Source organism: Pseudomonas sp. ME-P-057, from assembly GCF_030208975.1.
Classification (GTDB): Bacteria; Pseudomonadota; Gammaproteobacteria; order Pseudomonadales; family Pseudomonadaceae; genus Aquipseudomonas; species Aquipseudomonas lutea.
In genome coordinates, this window is sequence record NZ_JARVSX010000046.1 from 58,555 (window position 1) to 77,545 (window position 18,991).

Genomic DNA, 18,991 nt, shown 5'->3' on the forward strand with positions numbered 1-18,991 from the left:
GTGTGAGGCTGGCTTTGCCGGGGGTGATTTGGGGGGCTGCACGGGCGTCCGCCTCAGGGTTGAGGTGAACGGTCTGGCCCCTTCCCGGCTAAAGCCGGTCCCACAGGTTGCCCAGCGATTCCTGTGACGGGCTAAAGCCGATCTCACTGGTTTGGCCTACGCGATTCGTAGGACCGGCTTCAGCCGATCGCACAGGTTTGGCCCAGCGATTCGTGGGACCGGCTTCAGCCGGGAAGTTCTTGGCTCCGAACAAAGATGCCTCCGGCGACGTTGTTTTTGCTCGCGTCACGCACACCGCTAATCCCCCATCCATGCAAAGTCATGAACTAAACGCCTCGCTTGCCGCTCCGCTATTCAGACATCTGATTTTTTCACTCGCGGAGAATCCCAATGAGAGCACTCACCTATCACGGCGCCCACAACGTGAAAGTGGACACCGTCCCCGATCCGGTACTGGAGCAGCCCGACGACATCATTCTGCGCGTCACCGCCACGGCCATCTGTGGCTCCGACCTGCACCTCTACCGTGGCAAAATTCCGACCGTCGAGCACGGTGACATCTTCGGCCACGAATTCATGGGTATCGTCGAAGAAACCGGTTCGGCAGTGACCAAGGTTCAGCGCGGCGACCGCGTAGTGATCCCCTTCGTGATCGCTTGCGGTGAGTGCTTCTTCTGCAACATCGACCTGTATGCCGCCTGTGAAACCACCAACACCGGTCGCGGCGCCATCATGAACAAAAAGGCCATTCCACCGGGAGCGGCGCTTTTCGGTTTCAGTCACCTTTATGGCGGCATCCCCGGCGGTCAGGCCGAACTGGTGCGCGTACCGAAGGCCAATACCGGCCCGTTCAAGGTGCCCGGCACCCTGTCTGACGAGAAAGTGCTGTTCCTCTCTGACATCCTGCCCACCGGCTATCAGGCCGTGCTCAATACCGGGATCGGCAAAGGCTCAAGCATTGCCATCTACGGGGCAGGCCCGGTCGGGCTGATGAGCGCTGCGGTCGCCAGAATGCTCGGCGCCGAGCAGATATTCATGGTCGACCACCATCCGTACCGGCTGGCCTACGCTCAGGCGACTTATGGCGTGATCCCGATCAACTTCGACGAAGACGATGACCCGGCCGATACCATCATCCGCCAGACCAAAGGCATGCGCGGCGTGGACGGCGTGGTCGATGCGGTGGGTTTCGAAGCCAAGGGCAGCACCACCGAAACCATCCTGACCAACCTGAAAATGGAAGGCAGCAGCGGCAAGGCGTTGCGACAGTGCATCGCGGCCGTCCGTCGTGGCGGCGTGGTCAGCGTGCCTGGCGTGTACGCGGGCTTCATTCATGGCTTCCTGTTTGGCGATGCCTTCGACAAGGGCCTGACGTTCAAGATGGGCCAGACTCACGTTCAGCGCTTCCTGCCGGAATTGCTCGAACACATCGAAGCCGGTCGCCTGGCCCCCGAGGCCATCATCAGCCACCGCATGTCCCTTGAGCAGGCTGCCGACGGCTACAAGATCTTCGACAAGAAACAGGAAGATTGCCGCAAGGTCATCCTGACCCCGGGCCGTCCCGAAATCCCTGTCGTCGAACCTGAAGCGGTGACCGGCGTCCCTGCAATGTAACCCCAGTCAGGAGGTACAGAAGATGGAAAGCGTATTCTCGACCGCCGTGGCGATCATCATCCTGCTCGTCGATCTCTGGGCCATCGCCAGCGTATGGCGCAGCACCAAATCCTCCGGCGCCAAGCTGGGCTGGACCGTGTTGATTCTGATCTTCCCGGTGGTGGGCCTGGTCATCTGGGGCATCGCCGGGCCACGCGGCGTTGCCAACCCGCCGACGTCTGACGAGCACAGCAAAGGCTGATTGCTCTTCCCTCTGGATACGCGGTTCGCATCGCGTATCCAGGTCATTACTTCCCTCCGTTATCCCCTCATCCGGACCATCAAGCGTTCATTCGGATGGCCTGAAAAGCTCAGCGGCCGGACATCTGACAAAGCGCTCGACCGTTCGTCCTCAACCCCGAACTCGGTCATCGCAGCGTTGCTCAACTTTATAAGCGTGCAGGATCTCTGCTGCGTGAATTGAGCAGGCGCGCCCGTGATCGGATGCTGCCTATATCCCGTTTCGGTTAAGGATGATGATCAAATGCCCACATTCAGTGAAGACACCGCAGGCGCTCAAGCGCGCCCCGCGTCTCCAGGAGAGGCGCTGCACACCTTGCAAGACGACGCGAAGCATGTGCTTGAAAGCGCACGCGAACATGGCACCGAACAGCTCGGGCAGTACCGTGACAGCGCGGCCGATCAGCTCGAGAACCTGGCGAAAACCGCAAGCGCCGCGGCAGAAGACCTGCAGGAAAAGGACACGCTGGGCATCTCTCATTACATCAGCGACATCGCCGAGAGCTTGAGCGCCTTCGCCTCCAGCATGCGTGGCAAAAGTGCAGAAGAAATGCTGCAGCAGGCCGGTCGGCTCGCCCGCGAGAACCCGGCACTGTTCGTCACCGGCAGCGTGGCGGTGGGCTTCGGGTTGTCGCGATTCCTGCGCGCCAGTAGCTCAGACCTGAGCGCTTCTGCTACGGATGCCTCGTCCACCTCGGGGGCCAGTCCGCAATACCCGGCAGGCGAACGCGACGGCGGGTTCAGTGCAGGAACGGACGGAAGCAACCGTGAAGGCGACGCCCTGAAATCCCAGCATCCCTACAGCGCGGATGCGCCGCGCGGCGCGCCCATCCAGACGCCCGACCCGCTGGCTCCCCATGACCCCACCGCCCACGGTTCCGCCACCACCGACCTTGACGATGGTGTAGGCATCCAGCAGTCCGGCGCCGAGCTGGGCAGCTTCAACTCCGACCCCGGCACTGCGAACAGCCCGGCATCGACCGCCCCGTCATCGCCGATTTCGCCAGCGCCTGACAAGCCCGCACCCCGAGGAGAATTCTAATGTCGATCAATTCAGAGCTTCCGCCACGTGGCAACGGTGACAGCGACACCTCGGTGCTCAGCCTGATCCGTCAGCTGACCCACGAGGTCCCGGCGCTGATCAGCGAAGAGCTGGCGCTGGCCAAGGCCGAAATTCGCAGTTCCGTGGCCACCGCCAAAGCGGCCGCCGCTGCGCTGGCCGGTGGCATGGTGGTCATGCTCGCAGGCCTGGTCATTTTGCTCTTGGCCGCCGTTTACGCCTTGGCAATGGTCATGGCGCCGTGGCTGGCCGCGTTGATCGTCGGCGTGATCGCCATGATCGTCGGCTTTGTGATGGTTCAGTCCGGGAAGAAACACCTGGAAGCCACGCACCTCGCCCCGGAGCGCACCATGAATTCGCTTCATAAGGACAAAGACGCCATCCAGAGGAAAGTCTCATGAGCATCGAAAGCAGCTTTGCCACCGACGATGAATTCGGCCGTGACCGCGGCGAACGCGTGGCCGGCGACAGCCCGGACGCAATCGAGCGCAACATCGACGCGCGACGGGCCAACATCGAGAACATCGTCGATGCACTGGAAAACAAACTGTCTCCGGGGCAATTGATCGATCAGGCGCTGGCCTTCACCAAGGAAAACGGTGGTGAGTTTTTCGGCAACCTCGGGACCTCGATCAAAAACAACCCGATGCCTGCCCTGCTCACCACCGTGGGCGTTGCTTGGCTGATGCTCGGACAGAATCAGAAGCCCGGCTACAGCACTGGCAGCAGCGGCTCTTCCATGTTTGGCGACCTGGCAGACAGGTTCAGCGGCGCAGCCCACAGCGTCACCGAAGCGTTCAGCGGCGCCAGCGCCCATGCCCGGGAGTCGGGGCATCACGCCAGTGACAAAGTCAGTCAGTTCGGCGAATCCGCCAGCCAGACCCTTGGCGATTTCAAACAGCAAGCAGGCGCCCACACCTCCGCGATGAAAGACAAACTGTCGTCATCGGCCGGTTCTGCGCAAGACGCGCTGCTGCGTCAAAGCCGTAACCTGCAGGGCAGTTTCCAGTACATGCTCCGCGAGCAACCGCTGGCGCTGGCGGCCATGGGCATCGCCCTCGGCGCTGCCCTGGGTGCGGCATTGCCGAGCACCGAGAAAGAGAATAAGGTTTTCGGCAAAGCCAGCGATGACATGGCACAAAAGGCCAAGTCCACGGTGAGCGAGGCGTGGGAAACGGTCTCGGACGCCGGCGTCAACATGGCTGACGACCTCAAAAGTACCGTCAAAGGCACGTGAATCTGACGGACACTCGACAAAAAAAGGGGCTGCATGTGCAGCCCCTTTTGCTATGCAGCCCTCGAAGGATTCAGAGGATCGGCTTGCCGCCCGTCACCGCGTAACGAGCGCCCGAAATGTAGCTGCCTTCGTCGGACGCCAGCAGCACGTAGATTGGAGCGACTTCCACAGGTTGGCCGGGACGACCCAGAGGGGTTTCTTCACCAAACGTTTTGACCTGCTCTTCCGGCATGGTCGAGACAATCAGCGGCGTCCAGATCGGGCCTGGCGCGACGCTGTTGACCCGAATGCCGCGATCACCCAGCAACTGGGCCAGGCCTGCGGTGAAGTTGGCGATCGCGCCCTTGGTGGTCGCATACGCCAGCAAGGTGGGCTTGGGTGAATCGGAATTGACCGAGCTGGTGTTGATGATCGAACTGCCCGCCGCCATCGACGGCAATGCCGCCTTGCAGATTCTGAACATGGCCGTGATGTTCAGATCGAAAGTCTTCACCCACTCCTCGTCCGGGATTTCCTCCAGCGTTTCATGGGTCATCTGGAAGGCTGCGTTGTTGACCAGCACATCGATGCGGCCGAATTTCTTCACAGTCTCGGCGACAATAGCCTCGCATTGAGCTTTAGCGGTCAGATCGCCCGGCAGCAGCAGGCACTGACGGCCTGCCTCTTCCACCCAACGGGCAGTTTCTTTCGCGTCTTCATGCTCATCGAGGTACGAGATCGCGACGTCTGCCCCTTCACGGGCAAAGGCAATGGCCACGGCACGGCCAATGCCGCTGTCACCACCGGTGATCAGTGCAATCTTGTTGCTCATGCGGCCCGAGCCCTTGTAGCTGGTTTCGCCGCAGTCGGGGTATGGCTCCATTCTGCTCTGATCGCCGGGAACCGGCTGCTGCTGAGGCTTGAAAGGTGGTTTCGGGTAATCAGTCATGTCGCTCTCCTTAGAGTTTTCAACGCAAAGTGGTCAGCGTTAAAGGTGGACTTTGAGCCTTCGCGAGGAGTTCGGATTTTTTTGGCAAGGATGTGATTGGCGGTTATCGCTGGGGTCTTCGGCGGATTCTTTCCGAATCGGGAACAGTGTTTTGCAGAAAGTTAGCTCGCTAACGATAGGGTCCGCTGCTAGCTTTAACCCCGTTGAATCCGCCGATTTGACACCCCCCCCGGAGCCGCCTCCACGTCAGAGATAACGTGGGGGCGGCTTGCTTTTTGGCTTACGGCCACACAATGGCGCGACGTCCACTGCGCTGGCTTTGCGCCATTGTCAGGACCTCGCCTACCGTCAAGCCTGCCTTTTCCCTTCCGAGTCCGCCATCATGTGCGACGGCCCTCGAACGGCCCGTTCACCCCATTTCGTTGAAGAGAGATCACCATGGCAAACCACGACATCACTTTCACGCCCGATCCTGACGTCGACTCCATTTCCTCGGACGTTGCCGGTTTCGGCGGCCTACTGGTTTCCACGCAGATTCCCACGCGCGCCGACGGCAGTCTGGAGCTGGGCGGCATCGTCGAACAAAGCGAATGCACGCTGCAGGCCCTGAAGGCCGCCCTGGAGCGTGCGGGCAGTTCCATGGATCGCGTGTTGCACCTGACCATCTACCTTACCGACATGGCCGATCGTGCCGCCTTCAACGAGGTTTATCAGCGCTTTTTCGCCAAGCCCTGGCCGGTGCGTGCCGCCGTCGGCGTAGCGGCACTGGGCGTGGCAGGCATGCGCGTTGAAGTGACCGCGATGGCCGCCAAGGCCTGATCACGCGGTAATCGGGCGTCGGCATCCAACGCGCTGACGCCATCGGGCAGCAGACGGGTGCCGGTCAGGCGTTTCGCCGCTACAATGCGCGCCTTGACCGTGACCGTGCCGACTAAAAAAATATGTCTCTGCCCAAACATCACCTCGAATTGCTCAGCCCTGCCCGCGACGTGGCGATTGCCCGCGAGGCCATTCTGCATGGCGCTGACGCCGTCTATATCGGCGGCCCCAGCTTCGGCGCGCGCCACAACGCCGCCAACGAAGTCAGCGAAATCGCCGGGCTGGTCGAATTCGCCCGCCGCTACCATGCGCGCGTCTTCACCACCATCAACACCATTCTTCACGACAACGAGCTGGAGCCGGCGCGCAAGCTGATCCATCAGTTGTACGACGCGGGTGTCGACGCGCTGATCGTTCAGGACCTCGGCGTGATGGAGCTGGACATTCCACCCATCGAACTGCACGCCAGTACCCAGACCGACATCCGCACACTGGAACGCGCCCGCTTTCTGGATCAGGCGGGCTTCTCGCAGCTGGTGCTGGCCCGCGAGCTGAATCTTCAGGAAATCCGCGCCATCGCCGATGAAACCGACGCGGCCATCGAATTTTTCATCCATGGCGCGCTGTGCGTGGCCTTCTCGGGCCAGTGCAACATTTCCCATGCCCAGACCGGCCGCAGTGCCAACCGTGGCGATTGCTCACAAGCCTGCCGTTTGCCGTACACCCTGAAGGACGATCAGGGTCGCGTTGTGGCCTATGAAAAGCACCTGCTGTCGATGAAGGACAACAACCAGAGCGCCAACTTGCGCGCACTGGTCGACGCCGGCGTGCGCTCGTTCAAGATTGAAGGCCGCTACAAGGACATGGGCTACGTGAAGAACATCACGGCCTACTACCGTCAGCGCCTGGACGACATTCTGGAAGACCGCCCGGACTTGGCCCGCGCCTCCAGCGGCCGCACCGCGCACTTCTTCCTGCCAGACCCGGACAAGACCTTCCACCGCGGAAGCACCGACTATTTTGTCAGCGACCGCAAGATCGACATCGGCGCGTTCGACTCACCGACCTTCACCGGTCTGCTGGTGGGCGTGGTCGAAAAAGTCGGCAAGCGCGATTTGCAAGTGGTCACCCATGAGCCGCTGTCCAACGGCGACGGGCTCAATGTGCTGGTCAAGCGCGAGGTGGTGGGTTTCCGCGCCAACATCGCCGAGCCCAAGGGCGAGTTCGAGGAAGACGGCGAGAAACGCTATCGCTACCGCGTCGAGCCCAATGAGATGCCCAAAGGCCTGCAGTTGCGGCCCAACCACCCGCTCAGCCGCAACCTGGACCACAACTGGCAACAGGCCCTGCAGAAGACCTCTGCCGAGCGGCGGATCGGTGTGTCGTGGGTTGCGCGTCTGCGTGAAGACGCTCTGGAACTGGTCGCCACCAGCGAGGAAGGCATCAGCACCCGGGTGCAGTTGAACGGCCCGTTTGGCGTTGCCAACAAGCCGGATCAGGCGCTCGAGCAGTTGCATGACTTGCTCGGCCAGCTGGGCACCACCGAATACCACGCCACCGCCATTGAGCTGGACGCGCCGCAGGCCTTCTTCATCCCCAATTCGCAACTCAAGGCCCTGCGCCGTGAGGTGATCGAAGCGCTGACCCTGGCACGTATCCAGGCGCACCCGCGTGGCGCGCGCAAACCGGAGACGTCCCCGCCCCCGGTATACCCCGAGGCGCACCTGTCGTTTCTGGCCAACGTGTACAACGAAAAAGCGCGGCACTTCTATCATCGCCATGGCGTGCAACTGATCGACGCAGCGTACGAAGCCCACGAGGAAACTGGGGAGGTGCCGGTGATGATCACCAAGCACTGCCTGCGGTTCTCCTTCAACCTGTGCCCGAAACAGGCCAAGGGCGTGACCGGCGTGCGCACCAAGGTGGCGCCGATGCAGTTGGTACATGGCGACGAAGTGCTGACATTGAAGTTCGATTGCAAGCCGTGCGAGATGCACGTCATCGGCAAGATCAAAGGCCACATCCTGGGCTTGCCGCAACCTGGCAGCGGCGTGCAGGTGGTCGGGCATATCAGCCCGGCCGACCTGATGAAAACCATTCCCCGCGCGCCGCACTGATCCTCAGCCCTTGAGGACCTGTCGCGCTGCGAACACCCGGTTCGCAGCGCGATGGATCAGCGTCTGGCCACCTCGTGCTTGATGCAGCCCTCGTAGTAGACCTGTTTGACGCTTTCCGGCCGCAGCCGCGACGGGCTGTCGTACGTTTGCTCGGTAATCCCCAATGCACTCATGCGCATCCACTGCTGGGCAAAATGCTGCGCCTGCATCTTCTTGCGCGCGCCGTACAGCGTCAGACCGGACAGTTTGTATTGCTGGGCGGTACCGGCCATGCCCGCGCCCCACGTACAGAGGTCGCGCTCATTCTTGCTGGGGCCTCGGGCGAAGGCCTCACTGGTCACTAACGCGAGCAGAGAGAACGTCAATACGGTCCTGAGAAATGACATGCGGTTCCTTGGCTAACTGACTGATTAGCAGGTGATTCTGCATTCGCCGCTGCGCTTCATGGGCCAGCATATTGCCTTCTTTGTCAGTCAGCCGACCAATGACCGCTGCCACCGGCGTGTACCATGGCGCCGCGTCACATTTGAGTAACGAAAGCCGGCGCCGCCTGCTACCGTGTAGGGGTTACGTCTGAACCTTATCGACCGATCCCCGGTCGATAGATGCACCTCTGGTTCCGTCGACTGCGGCTGTACCCGACCGAACCCGCTTATTTCCGGAAGGACCGTTCATGATTCCAATTCAACGCATGGCCTGGCTCAAGGCTTGGGGCGCCCATGGTTTTACCGCCACCGGGGTGGTGCTCGCCTTCCTGGCAACCATTGCTCTGTTCGATAATCAACCCAAGGCGTGCCTGCTCTGGCTGGGCTTTGCCCTGATCGTCGACGGTGTCGATGGCTCACTGGCGCGCAAGCTCAATGTGCAGTCGGTCCTGCCGCACTTCGACGGCTCCGTGCTGGACCTCGTCATCGACTACCTGACCTACGTATTCATCCCCGCGCTGTTCATCTATCGCTATATCCCGCTGCCGGAATACACCCTGCTGCTGACCACGTCGATCATTCTGGTGTCGTCGCTGTTCTGTTTCTGCAACGTCGAGATGAAAAGCAAGGACAACTACTTTCAGGGCTTCCCTGCAGCCTGGAACGTGGTAGCGCTGTGCGTGTACATCCTTTCACCGGCCCCGTGGCTCACGCTCATCACGGTGATCTGCCTGGCGCTGCTGACCGTTACGCGCATGAAGTTCCTGCACCCGTTTCGCGTCCGCCGCTTCATGCCGCTGAACATTGCGGTCACCGCAGTCTGGTTCTTCTGCAGCTTTCTGCTGGTCATGAACCATCCGTACAACGCTTCCGTCACGCTGTTCGTGTGGCTGGCGATGTCGGCGTACTTTCTGGGCATCTGCATCTGGCGCACATCGATGGAGTGGATCGACAAAGCCCGCGTGTGATCCCCATGTGAGTCTGTAAGCGCACAAAAAAACAGCCATCCTTTGATGGCTGTTTTTTTTGGCCTAGATTAGACCAGCCAGTTTAATGGTTACCTGACGGGTCAGGCCGTGTAGGTCAACGGTAGCTGGGTGGTGGACTTGATCTGCTCCATCGCGAAGCTGGAGCTCATGTCCGTAATGCCCGACAGCTGAATAAGCTTCTTGTACACCGCGTCATAACCGGCGATGTCCGGCACGACGATGCGCAGCATGTAATCGGTGTCGCCCGCCATGCGATAACACTCGACGACCTCCGGCAAGGTTGCGATCAGGTCATGGAACCGACCGAGCCACTGGGCATTGTGCTGATTGGTGCGAATCGCCGCGAACACCGTCACCGCGACGTTCAACTGGCCTGCATCAAGCAACGCCACTCGGCCGCGAATCATGCCCTGCTCTTCGAGCTTCTGTACACGGCGCCAGCACGCCGTGCTGCCCAGCCCTACACGGTCCGCGATCTCAGCAATCGGACGCGTGCAGTCGTTCTGCAGAATGCTCAGGATGGCTTGGTCAAACTTGTCCATGACGGTACGGGGCCTCAGATGACTCATATGCATTAAGGCGATAAAGATAAGTCAAAAAGCACTAACGCGAGAACAGAATTCCGCGCTTTCGTTTTTTAGCGGAATATTATTTCGCACGGCCGGACAAACAACGGCGAGGAATCAATTTTTTTTCACGTGGACGCTAGTAGTATTTTCTGCACGACGGACAGCGCAGAACACTCATGAAAACACTTCCTTGTTATTTCGATTACGCAGCCACCACCCCGGTCGACGATCGCGTCATTCAGGCGATGGTCACCTGCCTCGGTCGGGAAGGCACTTTTGGCAACCCGGCCTCCAGCTCCCACGCCTACGGTAATCAAGCACGCCAAGCCGTTGAGCTGGCTCGCCGGCAAGTCGCAGAGCTGGTGGGCTGCAATGCTGATGCCCTGGTCTGGACCTCCGGCGCCACCGAATCAAACAACCTTGCCATCAAGGGCCTTGCGCTCAATCCGCACCACACCGAGCGTCGGCACCTCATTACCAGCACCATTGAACACAAAGCGGTCATCGACACGGTTCGTCAATTGGAACTGGCCGGTTGCCCGGTCACCTGGCTGGAACCTGACGACCGCGGGCTGATCCATCCCGATGCCGTCAGCCAGGCCCTGCGCGATGACACGCTGCTGGTGTCGCTGATGCTGGTGAACAACGAACTGGGCACTGTCACTGACATCGCGGCCATCGGGCAGATCGTCCGTGAGCACGGTGCCCTGTTTCACGTCGACGCCGCGCAGGGTGCCGGGAAAGTCGTGATCGACCTTGGCGCTCTGCCCGTGGACCTGATGTCCTTTTCCGCACACAAAACCTATGGCCCGAAAGGCATCGGCGCGCTGTATGTCGGCGACCGCGCGCGGCCGCTCCTGGAAGCGCAAATGCACGGTGGCGGCCACGAGCAGGGTTATCGCTCAGGCACCCTCGCCACCCACCAGATTGTCGGCATGGGCGCGGCCTACGCGCTGGCCAGTGCCGAGATGGCCGAAGAAGTCACGCGCATCGACCGGCTGTCTGCGCAGTTGCGCGAAGGTTTGCTTGGCCTTGATGGCATCAGCCTCAACGGCGATCCGCAACAGCGCATCCCGCACACACTCAACCTGTGCATCGACCGCCCGGGCTTCAACGTCGCGAGCCTGGCCAGTGACCTGGCCGTATCGTCCACCTCCGCGTGCAACTCGGCGAGCAGCAGCGTTTCTCATGTGCTGCTGGCGCTGGGCCTGACCCAGGCTCAGGCGGGCAGCAGCTTGCGATTGAGTTTGGGGCGTTATACGACTGAGGGCGATGTGGAGAAGGCTATTGCGGTGATTGGCGAAAAAGCGAGGGCGCAGGCGACGACGTTTTGGTGAGAGATGAATGGGCGGCAACGGTTCGGTTGAGGTGAGTGGTCCGTCGGTTAGGCTGCGCCCGGTTGGTTAACAAGCGCATGACTGAATTGCGAGAGGACCTTGGCCCAACCTTTCCTGGCGCCGCTTACCATTAGGAAATGAGATGCCGTGCGTCAGACCAGGACCAGCCCTGGCCTCCGGAAGCGGGAAACGCCCTCCTCAAGCTTCTACCCATCGCCCAGCTTTTTGGGTACTGCGTAAATTCTTATTATGTCTTCGCCGCTGGCGAAGTCATAAAATCGACTTTCACAGAAGTTGAAGGCCTGTTCGATGTTACATCGGGAGAAATGTGCTTTTACCTCGCTCATCTCCAGCGAGGCTTGATTAGCTCGCCGTGATTGTAGTTTTGTCATGAAATCAACTGAAGCCGGCGCTGGGTATACGAATATGTTCGGCATCAAGACCCGTTGCTCTGCGTCCAAGTCAAAATCCGTAAAGCTCAGGGCGAAGAAGATCTCCTTGTCTGGTTTATTCAACGAAAGCGCTCGGAAAGTGTTCAAGAGGAAGAACGCCAGCCCGATCAGGAAATCAGATACGCTTTCGCTTTCCATTCTTTTCTTAAGCAGCTTCAATCGGTGATGCCTGGAAATTAGCGGTACTTCCTCAAAACTTTCAAAGCCTGAGAAAAAGATGCTCAGATCATTGTAGGGTTCTTTGCTGATTATCTTGCGGTATAGGGTCGTCAATTTCATGTTGCCCGACTACTCCACCCGTAGCTGCTGACCCAGTCGATATTTCTTTTGCGAAACAGAGGGGGCCGCCCCCCTAGATCCTGTTGACCGTTTTAAAGTCATTCACGTGGTGCCCAGGCTTGAACGGCGGTAAGTTATCAAGGTATCAATCAGCCGACGCAAGCCAGTGGAAGCGTTCCGTGCGTCCAGGACTGGGTCTTGCAGTTCTAGATCATACAGATCCATCGTGTGCCTTATCCTCTCAACCCCACGCTCACGACAACCACTCCCCGGCCCAAAACCCCGGCACTTCAAGCAGCACCTCAGGCACCTCCACCGCTGGCAGGCGCGGGAAAGATCCGCTTTTGATCAAACGACCTAGCAGGGCCGAGGCAGCGGGTGCCGCCGCACTCGCCAGTGCTGGCAACGCGTGCGATTCGGCCTGCAGCGTCGATATTGCAAACTGCGCAGGGTCCCAGTTCTTGCTCGGTAAAAGCTCGGTCGCCTCACTGAGCAAGGGCGCGGGTGGCTCGGCGGGGCCGCCCGGCGTGCGCGGCCAGTCGGGTTTGCCGATAACGCTGCCCTGGGTCCAGGTGTCGGCCGGGTCTTTGTCGAAGAGCACCCGCGCAGGGCCCGGCGCAGCGCTGGCGACGGTAGCAAAACCCTGGCTGTCGAGGGCGCCCGTCAGACGTTTGCCCAGCGCGTCGACCACTTCAAACCCACCACCCTGGATGCCTTGCAGCCCCGCGTACTGGTTGAACAACTGAAGATCGCCCTCACCCGCTTTTGGCGGCTCGGGAAACACACCTGACAGGTTCGCCGCGCCGGTGTAGGCAAAGTTGGCGGCGTGAGCCGTGTAGGGGCCTGTGGTGACGTGGGTGATGCCCGCCGCATTGTAGGTCGTGGCGCTGCCTCCGCCCTGGATGACAAGCTCGGTTTTAGCAGTCAGGGTAATGCGCTCGGCGTTGGCAGTAATGTTCAGCTTGGCCAGCAAGTTGATGCTGTCTTTCAGGGCGCGCACATCGATGTCGCCCGAGGCAGCCACCAGACGCCAGCCGAGGCTTTGCACGAACAGGCGCATGCCTTGGCTGGCGCTGGCCAACAGGCGTTTACCGATTGAAAGGCTGGTGTGCCCCGTGCTGCTCAGGGCCAGGTGTTCGCCCGTGGCGATGTGGCTGGAGCGCGGCGTGGTCAGCGCGATGCCTGCAGGGCTGGCGAGGACCAGATGCGGTTCGACGAATTCGGGAAATTCATGGCTGCCGGTATGCCCCAGGCCGCTGCCCAGCACGCCCTGATGTTGTGCATGCAACGCTTTGGCCACGGCGTCCTGATCACCGGCTTCTTGAGCTTCCAGCGCTTTGGCCTGCAGTGCGAAGCCATCTTGCTGGTCCGCCGCGGTGGCCAGACGCTCGGCGGTTTCAGGCAGATCCTTGTGGTGCTTCGATTCGTTGGGTCGCGGTTCGGTGCTGATCAACAAGCCGGCGCCCGCCCGCACGGCACCATGACGATCGGTGCGCAACTCGAAGCCTTCGCCTCGCGGCTGGCCGCCGGCCGGTCGCGGGTGGGTCAGGTACCCGAGGTTGATGGCACTGGCGCCGTGATCGCTGCGCAACGCAATGCTGATTTCGCCGGTGGTGTCATCGATTCGCAGTTCGTTGGCGCGGCTGCCTTTGTATTCCTTACTCTTGACCGTGGCCAGGGTCTTGAAATCCGGCAACTTGTACGGTGGCAAATGGACGCCGTGGTACAGGCAACCGGTGATCAGCGGCTGGTCGGGATCGCCTTCGAGAAAGGTGATCAGCACTTCCATGCCAACCCGCGGCAGATTGATGGATCCCAGGTTCTGGCTCGCCCAGTTGGACGCCACGCGCATCCAGCAGCTGGTTTTGTCGTCGGACTGCCCTTCCCGGTCCCAGAAAAACTGCACCTTCACCCGGCCGTGCTGATCGGTGTAGATCTCCTCGCCTTCGGGGCCTGTCACGATGGCGCTCTGGGTGCCGAGTACTTTGGGTTTTGGATGTTCCAGCGGCGGGCGGTAGTGGACGTCCCAGGGGGTTGCGCTGAAGCGGTTGCGATAACCCTGATGAAAATCAGACTTCAGATCACTAACGTCACTTGTGACAACCTCCTCAAGCACCTGCGGCTGTTTGCCTTCGTGTACCACTTCGGTCAGTAACCACAGGTCATTCCATGCCGGGTTGGCGTGCCCGGTCAGTGCGAGGAAGTGACCGCTCACCAACCGTGGTTGATCGCCGCTGCCTTCGGCCAGCCGGAAGTCGCTGCGGTGGCGTTCCAGGGCGCGGTTGGCCAGCTGCCGACCGCGCTCACGGTCAACGAAGCGGCCGGGATAGTCATAATCTTCCAGGTCTGGAATGGCCGTGCCTGCGGCGGTGCTTTCCAGCTGGAACCGCGGCTTGGTGAAGTCGTAGTCGCGCCGGGTGGTGCGGCTGGTGCGCGTATTGAGGCGCAGCCCGAAGCGCTTGATAACCTCGCTGTCCGCCACCAGTCCGGTGTCCTGCTGATACAGCGTCGGCGCGAGCTTCGGGAACACCGTCTGGTCATCGCCAAACACCAGCAAGTGGCCTTCGGGGCTGTGCTGAAAATGAAAGTGAATGCCTTCCTCTTCGCACAGACGCTGGATGAAGTGCAGGTCGGACTCGTCGTACTGAACGCACTACACGCGCTCGGGGTAGGCTGCGCCGAGCTGGAACCGGTAATCACCCGCGAGGATGCCATGCTCCTCCGGCACGCGGCTGATGATTTGCCCCACTGTCATCTGCTGGAAGATCCGCTGGTTTACTCGGTGTGCAAGGTAAGCAAGCTGCGGACGCAGGCTCATTCGATAACGGGTCAGGCGTTTGCCGGCTTCTCCCTGGGCGACGCTGTAGGCCAGGCCGTGAATGCCACCACCGTCTGCAGACAGCTGTAGGTAGACCTGAGCGTGCAACAGGCTTTCAAGGTCCAGCGACGGGTTTTCGCTGACCAGTTCCAGCTCGAACTCGAATGGATGGTTCAATCGTTCGCGGCCGGTGAAGGACAGCACCTGAAACAGCGTGTCCTGACCATTCACGGTGAGGCTGAATTGAGCTTTATTTGCCGGTGCGAACATCCCGTGTTCCTTGTGCGCTGTGACAGAAGTCCGAACGCTATGGGGAGCGTGCGAAGGACCACGGAGCTATCAAGGGACGTGCCAGCCAGCGCGCAGCTACGGCGCGATAAAGGATTGCGGGCCCTCAAGCCGGAGCCGGGGCATGTTCAAGGGAGATAACGCAGGCAACGGTGCGCAAAAATCTGCCCACCGCTGTGCCGCTCATTGCGTGCTTCTACGGGGGCGATGGTCGGCTTGGGCTTCAGGCTGAAACGGGGTGCTCAGATGCAAAGTCTTGCGCAACTCCCTGCGCAGGATGGCGTGTGGCGCTTCCGTGACTTCACTTATCCGGGCCTGCGGACCACGCCTTAACGTCGCACAAGCCTTGCAACAGCACGGCGGCATTGCGCCACCGTTCGACCCACTACCCAGGGGTCGGAGATTATTCGGCTTCACCCTCCACCAACTGCGTGTTGAAAGCAGGCCGGGTTCCATCCACTCGCGCGAGGTAATACAACGCCACGCCCACCAGTATCAGCACGCCTGCGCGCAGCCAGGTTTCAGCGCTTTGCTGTGTGAGCAGAATCAGGCAAGACACGATCGCCAGCACCGGCACCCAGGTCGGCACTCTGAAATGATCGGCCTCGACGTGGTCGCGACGCAGAATCAACACTGCCAGGTTGGTGCTGATAAACACGAACAGCAATAGCAGGACAACGGTTTCCGCCAGCGTAGCAAGGGAGCCGGTCAGCGTCAGAATGATCGCCACCACCGTTGTCGCGACGATCGCCACCCAGGGTGTGCGACGTTCAGGCAGCACCTTCGACAGCGCGTGCGGCAGCAGGCCCTGGCGGGACATGCCATAGGCCAGCCGGCTCGACATGATCATGGTCAGCAGCGCGCCGTTGGCCACTGCCACTAACGCGATAAAAGCGAACAGCCGTGGCGGAATACCCAGGTGCGAAGCCTTCACCACCTCCAGCAGCGGCGCCGAAGAATGCATCAGCTGGTCGATTGGCATTACCGCCGCCGCAGCAACCCCGACGCCCATGTAAATCGCCCCGGCGATCAACAGCGCGCCAAACAGCGCACGGGGATACACCTTGCGCACGTTGCGCACCTCTTCGGCCATATTCGCCGACGTCTCGAAACCGACAAACGAATAGAACGCCAGCAGCGCCGCGCCCAACACGGCGTACGCGGGGTTGATTCCCTCCTTGAACTGCACGGCTCGGGAAATATCCGCCTCACCGGTCTGGAAAAACCAGACGGCGGCGACGATGACCAGCAGCAGGCCCGACACCTCGATCACCGTCATCACCAGATTTGCGGACAACGATTCCTTGATGCCCCGGGCGTTGAGCAACGCAATGACGACCAGAAAGATCAACGCCACAACGTGGGCAGGCAGCTGGATGAACGGCGCCATGTAGTCGCCGGCGAACGCCAGGGACAGGCCGGCCGCACTGGTGACACCGGCAGCCAGCATGCAGAACCCGATCAAAAATGAAATCAATGGCGACTTGAACGCCTTGCCCGCAAACACCGCCGAGGCGCCTGCGTGAGGGTATTTGGTCACAAGCTCCGCGTATGAACCTGCGGTGAGCATGGCAAAGCACAGCGCAATCAGCAGAGGCACCCAGATCGCGCCACCGACCTGGCCCGCGATGGTCCCGGCCAACGCATAGACCCCGGCACCCAGCACGTCGCCCAGAATGAACAGCAAGAGCATGGGCCCGGTGACCGCGCGCTTTAGCGCCCTGCTCGGCGAGTGTTGATGTGATGTCATGGTGTGCTCCGGCTATGCAGCGAGGTTGCTCGGGAAAATGTGGGTCGCTGGAGCAGCGCCGCTACACTGCTCCATCGAAAGATCGCCGCAGGCCGGAAAAATTCAACCGGGTGCGCCGCGAGACACGGCGCACGCTACGGCCTCACTGCTCCGCGTGAGTGCCCTGGTCCACCGGCAGCTCGGGGATCCCGCTCTCGGTGCTGCCGCCAACCGAGTCGAGCGTATTGGCCGCCGCAGGCTGGCGGGCTTCTGATTCAAGCTGTTCGCGCGCCTGCAGCCAGTGGCTGTATTCGGCACCTTCTGGTCGCCCGTCAAGCTCCCATAGCTCGTAGGCACGTTCACGGATTTTAGCATCGTCGATCATGGTCTCGCCCTCCAAGTGCATGGGTTATCGCGCAGCGCCTGTCTGCGCTTGCGGTTGCTCACTGTGTTCACTTTGCTCACGCATCCGCTCGCGGATACCGCCGGAAACCCCTTGCCCGGTCTCCACGGGGGTATGCAGGTTGCCGGAGGTCGGTGGCACCTGCGGGTTCATGTCGACCTGGCCTTTCTGCACGGCGTGGCGCGAGAAAAGGTCACTGATTTCGGGGGTCAGGCGATGGCTCCAGTACGCCAGCTTGGCCTTGTAGCCCACCGTGATCTCCCGCCGTGGGTACAGCGTGGCGCGAACGATGGCGTTTACCGGTTTCTCCGGCCCGTCCATGGTGGGCATCTGCGGCTGGTGGCCGGTGTAATTGGCGGCGTGGTCCCAGATGGGCGTGTCGATCGCCCACGGCATCACGGTCACGACATGGATGTCGCGCTCCTTGTTCAAACGCAGTTCCTGGTTCAGCACACGACCCATACTCAGCACGCCGGCCTTGGAAGCTGAGTAGGAGGCCTGATAGGTATGCGGCACTTCGCTGTCGATGGAAGCGACATTGATCAGCACGCCCTCGCCCTGTTTGCGGAACTGACGCATCGCCAGGTAACTGCCGGTCAACGTGCCCTTCAGGTTGACGTCGAGCAGGCGCTGATGGTCTTCCAGGGGAATGTCCTCGAAACGCCCGGTCGCCATGACCGCGGCGTTGTTGATCCAGCCATCGATGCGGCCAAATCGCTCAAGCGTGGCATTCAGCAAGTGCTGCATGTCTTCGGTTCTGGAGATGTCGGTGGTCACGACGAGGGGCGTACCGCCGGCAACGACAATCTCCCGGGCCAGGCTTTCAAGGGCCTTGGTGCGGCGCGCAGCCAGGACCACGTTGGCCCCGCTGCGGCCCAGTTGCAACGCGACGCCTCGGCCGATACCGCTGGACGCGCCGGTGACGACGAACGTTTTGCCCACCAGCCGGTTGCGTTCGCTTTCATTCAGGCTTTGTGTGGCGCACCCGGAGAGAAGCAGGAGCGCCGCAGGCACGGCCAGCAGAACAAGAAGAGGTGATGTTCGCATCGCAGTCTTTTCCGATTGAGGATCCTTAATGGATGACTCAATGGCGCTGACGAAGGTTTGTCCCTACCGCTTCACGGTGCGATGAACGGTCCGGTTCAGTGCCGTGTTTCCACCAACTGTCGATGAAACACCGGAACCTGTTCCAAAGCATAGACGGCGGCCTGCTGCTGCACCGACTCGCGGTCGCCGGAGAAGACATGACGATGGGTGAAAATACGCAGCCGTTCCTGGTGAACGAAGCCCCAGGCGAAGCACACCGTACCTGCCGGGATGCCGTCCATGTCGTCGGGCCCGCACACGCCCGTGGTGGCCACGGCGACGGTCGCAGGGCTGTCACGCAATGCGCCGGCGGCCATTTCTTCGGCCACCTCCACGCTGGTCAGGTTGTAACGCTCGATGGTGTCCGGGCTGACGCTGAGCAGGCGCTGCTTGGCTTCCGGGGAATAGACCACGTAGCCACATTCAATCAGCGAACCGCTGCCCGGCACTTTGGCCAGCAACGACATGATCATCCCGGCGGTGCAGGATTCGGCCGTGGCCAGCATCAGGGAATGGTCGCGCAAGTAGTCCAAAACGGATTCGGCAGACATTGTTCAAACTC

At 60.9% G+C, this 18,991-nt stretch carries 17 protein-coding genes and 1 pseudogene; 9 read left to right on the top strand and 9 right to left on the bottom strand.

The features are described 5' to 3' along the window. Positions 1-390 precede the first annotated feature (390 nt). From QRN48_RS23535 to QRN48_RS23555, 5 genes are all read left to right on the top strand, one after another. Positions 391-1,614 (top strand): zinc-dependent alcohol dehydrogenase, encoded by a 1,224-nt coding sequence (locus QRN48_RS23535; protein ID WP_037010004.1) that lies wholly within the window; start codon positions 391-393, stop codon positions 1,612-1,614. A gap of 22 nt (positions 1,615-1,636) precedes the next feature. Next, positions 1,637-1,855 (top strand): PLD nuclease N-terminal domain-containing protein, encoded by a 219-nt coding sequence (locus tag QRN48_RS23540; RefSeq protein ID WP_037010003.1) that lies wholly within the window; start codon positions 1,637-1,639, stop codon positions 1,853-1,855. A 282-nt stretch (positions 1,856-2,137) separates the two neighbouring features. After that, positions 2,138-2,935: a hypothetical protein gene (locus QRN48_RS23545; RefSeq protein ID WP_285353657.1), complete on the top strand. Its 798-nt coding sequence runs from the start codon at positions 2,138-2,140 to the stop codon at positions 2,933-2,935. Continuing rightward, positions 2,935-3,354, top strand: coding sequence for a phage holin family protein (locus QRN48_RS23550; RefSeq protein WP_037010000.1), 420 nt, complete (start codon positions 2,935-2,937; stop codon positions 3,352-3,354). The genes QRN48_RS23545 and QRN48_RS23550 overlap by 1 nt, the downstream gene beginning before the upstream one ends. Continuing rightward, a complete protein-coding gene (locus tag QRN48_RS23555) occupies positions 3,351-4,190 on the top strand; it encodes a DUF3618 domain-containing protein (RefSeq protein ID WP_285353659.1) in 840 nt (279 codons plus the stop codon). The genes QRN48_RS23550 and QRN48_RS23555 overlap by 4 nt, the downstream gene beginning before the upstream one ends. A 70-nt stretch (positions 4,191-4,260) precedes the next feature. Here QRN48_RS23555 and QRN48_RS23560 read toward each other — a convergent pair whose 3' ends face one another. Beyond that, entirely contained in the window at positions 4,261-5,118 is an 858-nt protein-coding gene (locus QRN48_RS23560) for an SDR family oxidoreductase (protein WP_191943980.1), read from the bottom strand. A gap of 438 nt (positions 5,119-5,556) precedes the next feature. Between QRN48_RS23560 and QRN48_RS23565 the strand changes: the two genes are divergently transcribed. Both QRN48_RS23565 and QRN48_RS23570 read left to right on the top strand, forming a co-directional pair. After that, the gene (locus QRN48_RS23565) at positions 5,557-5,937 is read left to right on the top strand and encodes a RidA family protein (protein ID WP_285353661.1); all 381 of its coding nucleotides are present in this window, start codon (positions 5,557-5,559) and stop codon (positions 5,935-5,937) included. A 122-nt stretch (positions 5,938-6,059) separates the two neighbouring features. Continuing rightward, on the top strand, positions 6,060-8,054 hold the full coding sequence (locus QRN48_RS23570) for a peptidase U32 family protein (RefSeq protein ID WP_285353663.1): 1,995 nt from the start codon (positions 6,060-6,062) through the stop codon (positions 8,052-8,054). 56 nt (positions 8,055-8,110) lie between these two features. Here the strand turns inward: QRN48_RS23570 and QRN48_RS23575 are convergent, their stop codons facing one another. Continuing rightward, positions 8,111-8,440 (bottom strand): hypothetical protein, encoded by a 330-nt coding sequence (locus tag QRN48_RS23575; RefSeq protein ID WP_037009991.1) that lies wholly within the window; start codon positions 8,438-8,440, stop codon positions 8,111-8,113. A 287-nt stretch (positions 8,441-8,727) separates the two neighbouring features. Here QRN48_RS23575 and pcsA point away from each other — a divergent pair, with 287 nt between their 5' ends. Continuing rightward, positions 8,728-9,447: a phosphatidylcholine synthase gene (pcsA, locus tag QRN48_RS23580; protein WP_285353665.1), complete on the top strand. Its 720-nt coding sequence runs from the start codon at positions 8,728-8,730 to the stop codon at positions 9,445-9,447. 101 nt (positions 9,448-9,548) lie between these two features. Here the strand turns inward: pcsA and QRN48_RS23585 are convergent, their stop codons facing one another. After that, on the bottom strand, positions 9,549-10,010 hold the full coding sequence (locus tag QRN48_RS23585) for an Lrp/AsnC family transcriptional regulator (protein ID WP_037009988.1): 462 nt from the start codon (positions 10,008-10,010) through the stop codon (positions 9,549-9,551). 203 nt (positions 10,011-10,213) lie between these two features. Here QRN48_RS23585 and QRN48_RS23590 point away from each other — a divergent pair, with 203 nt between their 5' ends. After that, positions 10,214-11,374 carry an aminotransferase class V-fold PLP-dependent enzyme gene (locus QRN48_RS23590; RefSeq protein WP_285353667.1) on the top strand — a complete coding sequence of 387 codons (1,161 nt, stop codon included), beginning with the start codon at positions 10,214-10,216 and terminating at the stop codon, positions 11,372-11,374. 206 nt (positions 11,375-11,580) lie between these two features. Here the strand turns inward: QRN48_RS23590 and QRN48_RS23595 are convergent, their stop codons facing one another. The 6 genes and pseudogenes from QRN48_RS23595 to QRN48_RS23625 all read right to left on the bottom strand — a co-directional run bounded on the left by QRN48_RS23595 (position 11,581) and on the right by QRN48_RS23625 (position 18,980). Continuing rightward, on the bottom strand, positions 11,581-12,105 hold the full coding sequence (locus QRN48_RS23595; RefSeq protein WP_285353668.1) for an Imm15 family immunity protein: 525 nt from the start codon (positions 12,103-12,105) through the stop codon (positions 11,581-11,583). A gap of 253 nt (positions 12,106-12,358) precedes the next feature. Continuing rightward, positions 12,359-15,193, bottom strand: a pseudogene (locus QRN48_RS25195) (type VI secretion system Vgr family protein). A gap of 421 nt (positions 15,194-15,614) precedes the next feature. Continuing rightward, the gene (locus QRN48_RS23610) at positions 15,615-16,961 is read right to left on the bottom strand and encodes an APC family permease (protein ID WP_285353670.1); all 1,347 of its coding nucleotides are present in this window, start codon (positions 16,959-16,961) and stop codon (positions 15,615-15,617) included. Between the two features lie 142 nt (positions 16,962-17,103). Then, positions 17,104-17,325 carry a DUF2934 domain-containing protein gene (locus QRN48_RS23615; RefSeq protein WP_285353672.1) on the bottom strand — a complete coding sequence of 74 codons (222 nt, stop codon included), beginning with the start codon at positions 17,323-17,325 and terminating at the stop codon, positions 17,104-17,106. Positions 17,326-17,349: 24 nt separating this feature from the next. Next, complete coding sequence (locus QRN48_RS23620) at positions 17,350-18,390, bottom strand: SDR family NAD(P)-dependent oxidoreductase (protein WP_285353674.1); 1,041 nt, start codon at positions 18,388-18,390, stop codon at positions 17,350-17,352. A gap of 95 nt (positions 18,391-18,485) precedes the next feature. Next, entirely contained in the window at positions 18,486-18,980 is a 495-nt protein-coding gene (locus QRN48_RS23625) for a CinA family protein (RefSeq protein ID WP_285353676.1), read from the bottom strand. Between the last annotated feature and the right edge of the window lie 11 nt (positions 18,981-18,991).

Coding starts and splice junctions, on each gene's coding strand:
- QRN48_RS23535 (WP_037010004.1), top strand. CDS start 391: ATGAGAGCACTCACCTATCACGGCGCCCACAACGTGAAAGTGGACACC.
- QRN48_RS23540 (WP_037010003.1), top strand. CDS start 1,637: ATGGAAAGCGTATTCTCGACCGCCGTGGCGATCATCATCCTGCTCGTC.
- QRN48_RS23545 (WP_285353657.1), top strand. CDS start 2,138: ATGCCCACATTCAGTGAAGACACCGCAGGCGCTCAAGCGCGCCCCGCG.
- QRN48_RS23550 (WP_037010000.1), top strand. CDS start 2,935: ATGTCGATCAATTCAGAGCTTCCGCCACGTGGCAACGGTGACAGCGAC.
- QRN48_RS23555 (WP_285353659.1), top strand. CDS start 3,351: ATGAGCATCGAAAGCAGCTTTGCCACCGACGATGAATTCGGCCGTGAC.
- QRN48_RS23560 (WP_191943980.1), bottom strand. CDS start 5,118: ATGACTGATTACCCGAAACCACCTTTCAAGCCTCAGCAGCAGCCGGTT.
- QRN48_RS23565 (WP_285353661.1), top strand. CDS start 5,557: ATGGCAAACCACGACATCACTTTCACGCCCGATCCTGACGTCGACTCC.
- QRN48_RS23570 (WP_285353663.1), top strand. CDS start 6,060: ATGTCTCTGCCCAAACATCACCTCGAATTGCTCAGCCCTGCCCGCGAC.
- QRN48_RS23575 (WP_037009991.1), bottom strand. CDS start 8,440: ATGTCATTTCTCAGGACCGTATTGACGTTCTCTCTGCTCGCGTTAGTG.
- pcsA (WP_285353665.1), top strand. CDS start 8,728: ATGATTCCAATTCAACGCATGGCCTGGCTCAAGGCTTGGGGCGCCCAT.
- QRN48_RS23585 (WP_037009988.1), bottom strand. CDS start 10,010: ATGGACAAGTTTGACCAAGCCATCCTGAGCATTCTGCAGAACGACTGC.
- QRN48_RS23590 (WP_285353667.1), top strand. CDS start 10,214: ATGAAAACACTTCCTTGTTATTTCGATTACGCAGCCACCACCCCGGTC.
- QRN48_RS23595 (WP_285353668.1), bottom strand. CDS start 12,105: ATGAAATTGACGACCCTATACCGCAAGATAATCAGCAAAGAACCCTAC.
- QRN48_RS23610 (WP_285353670.1), bottom strand. CDS start 16,961: ATGACATCACATCAACACTCGCCGAGCAGGGCGCTAAAGCGCGCGGTC.
- QRN48_RS23615 (WP_285353672.1), bottom strand. CDS start 17,325: ATGATCGACGATGCTAAAATCCGTGAACGTGCCTACGAGCTATGGGAG.
- QRN48_RS23620 (WP_285353674.1), bottom strand. CDS start 18,390: ATGCGAACATCACCTCTTCTTGTTCTGCTGGCCGTGCCTGCGGCGCTC.
- QRN48_RS23625 (WP_285353676.1), bottom strand. CDS start 18,980: ATGTCTGCCGAATCCGTTTTGGACTACTTGCGCGACCATTCCCTGATG.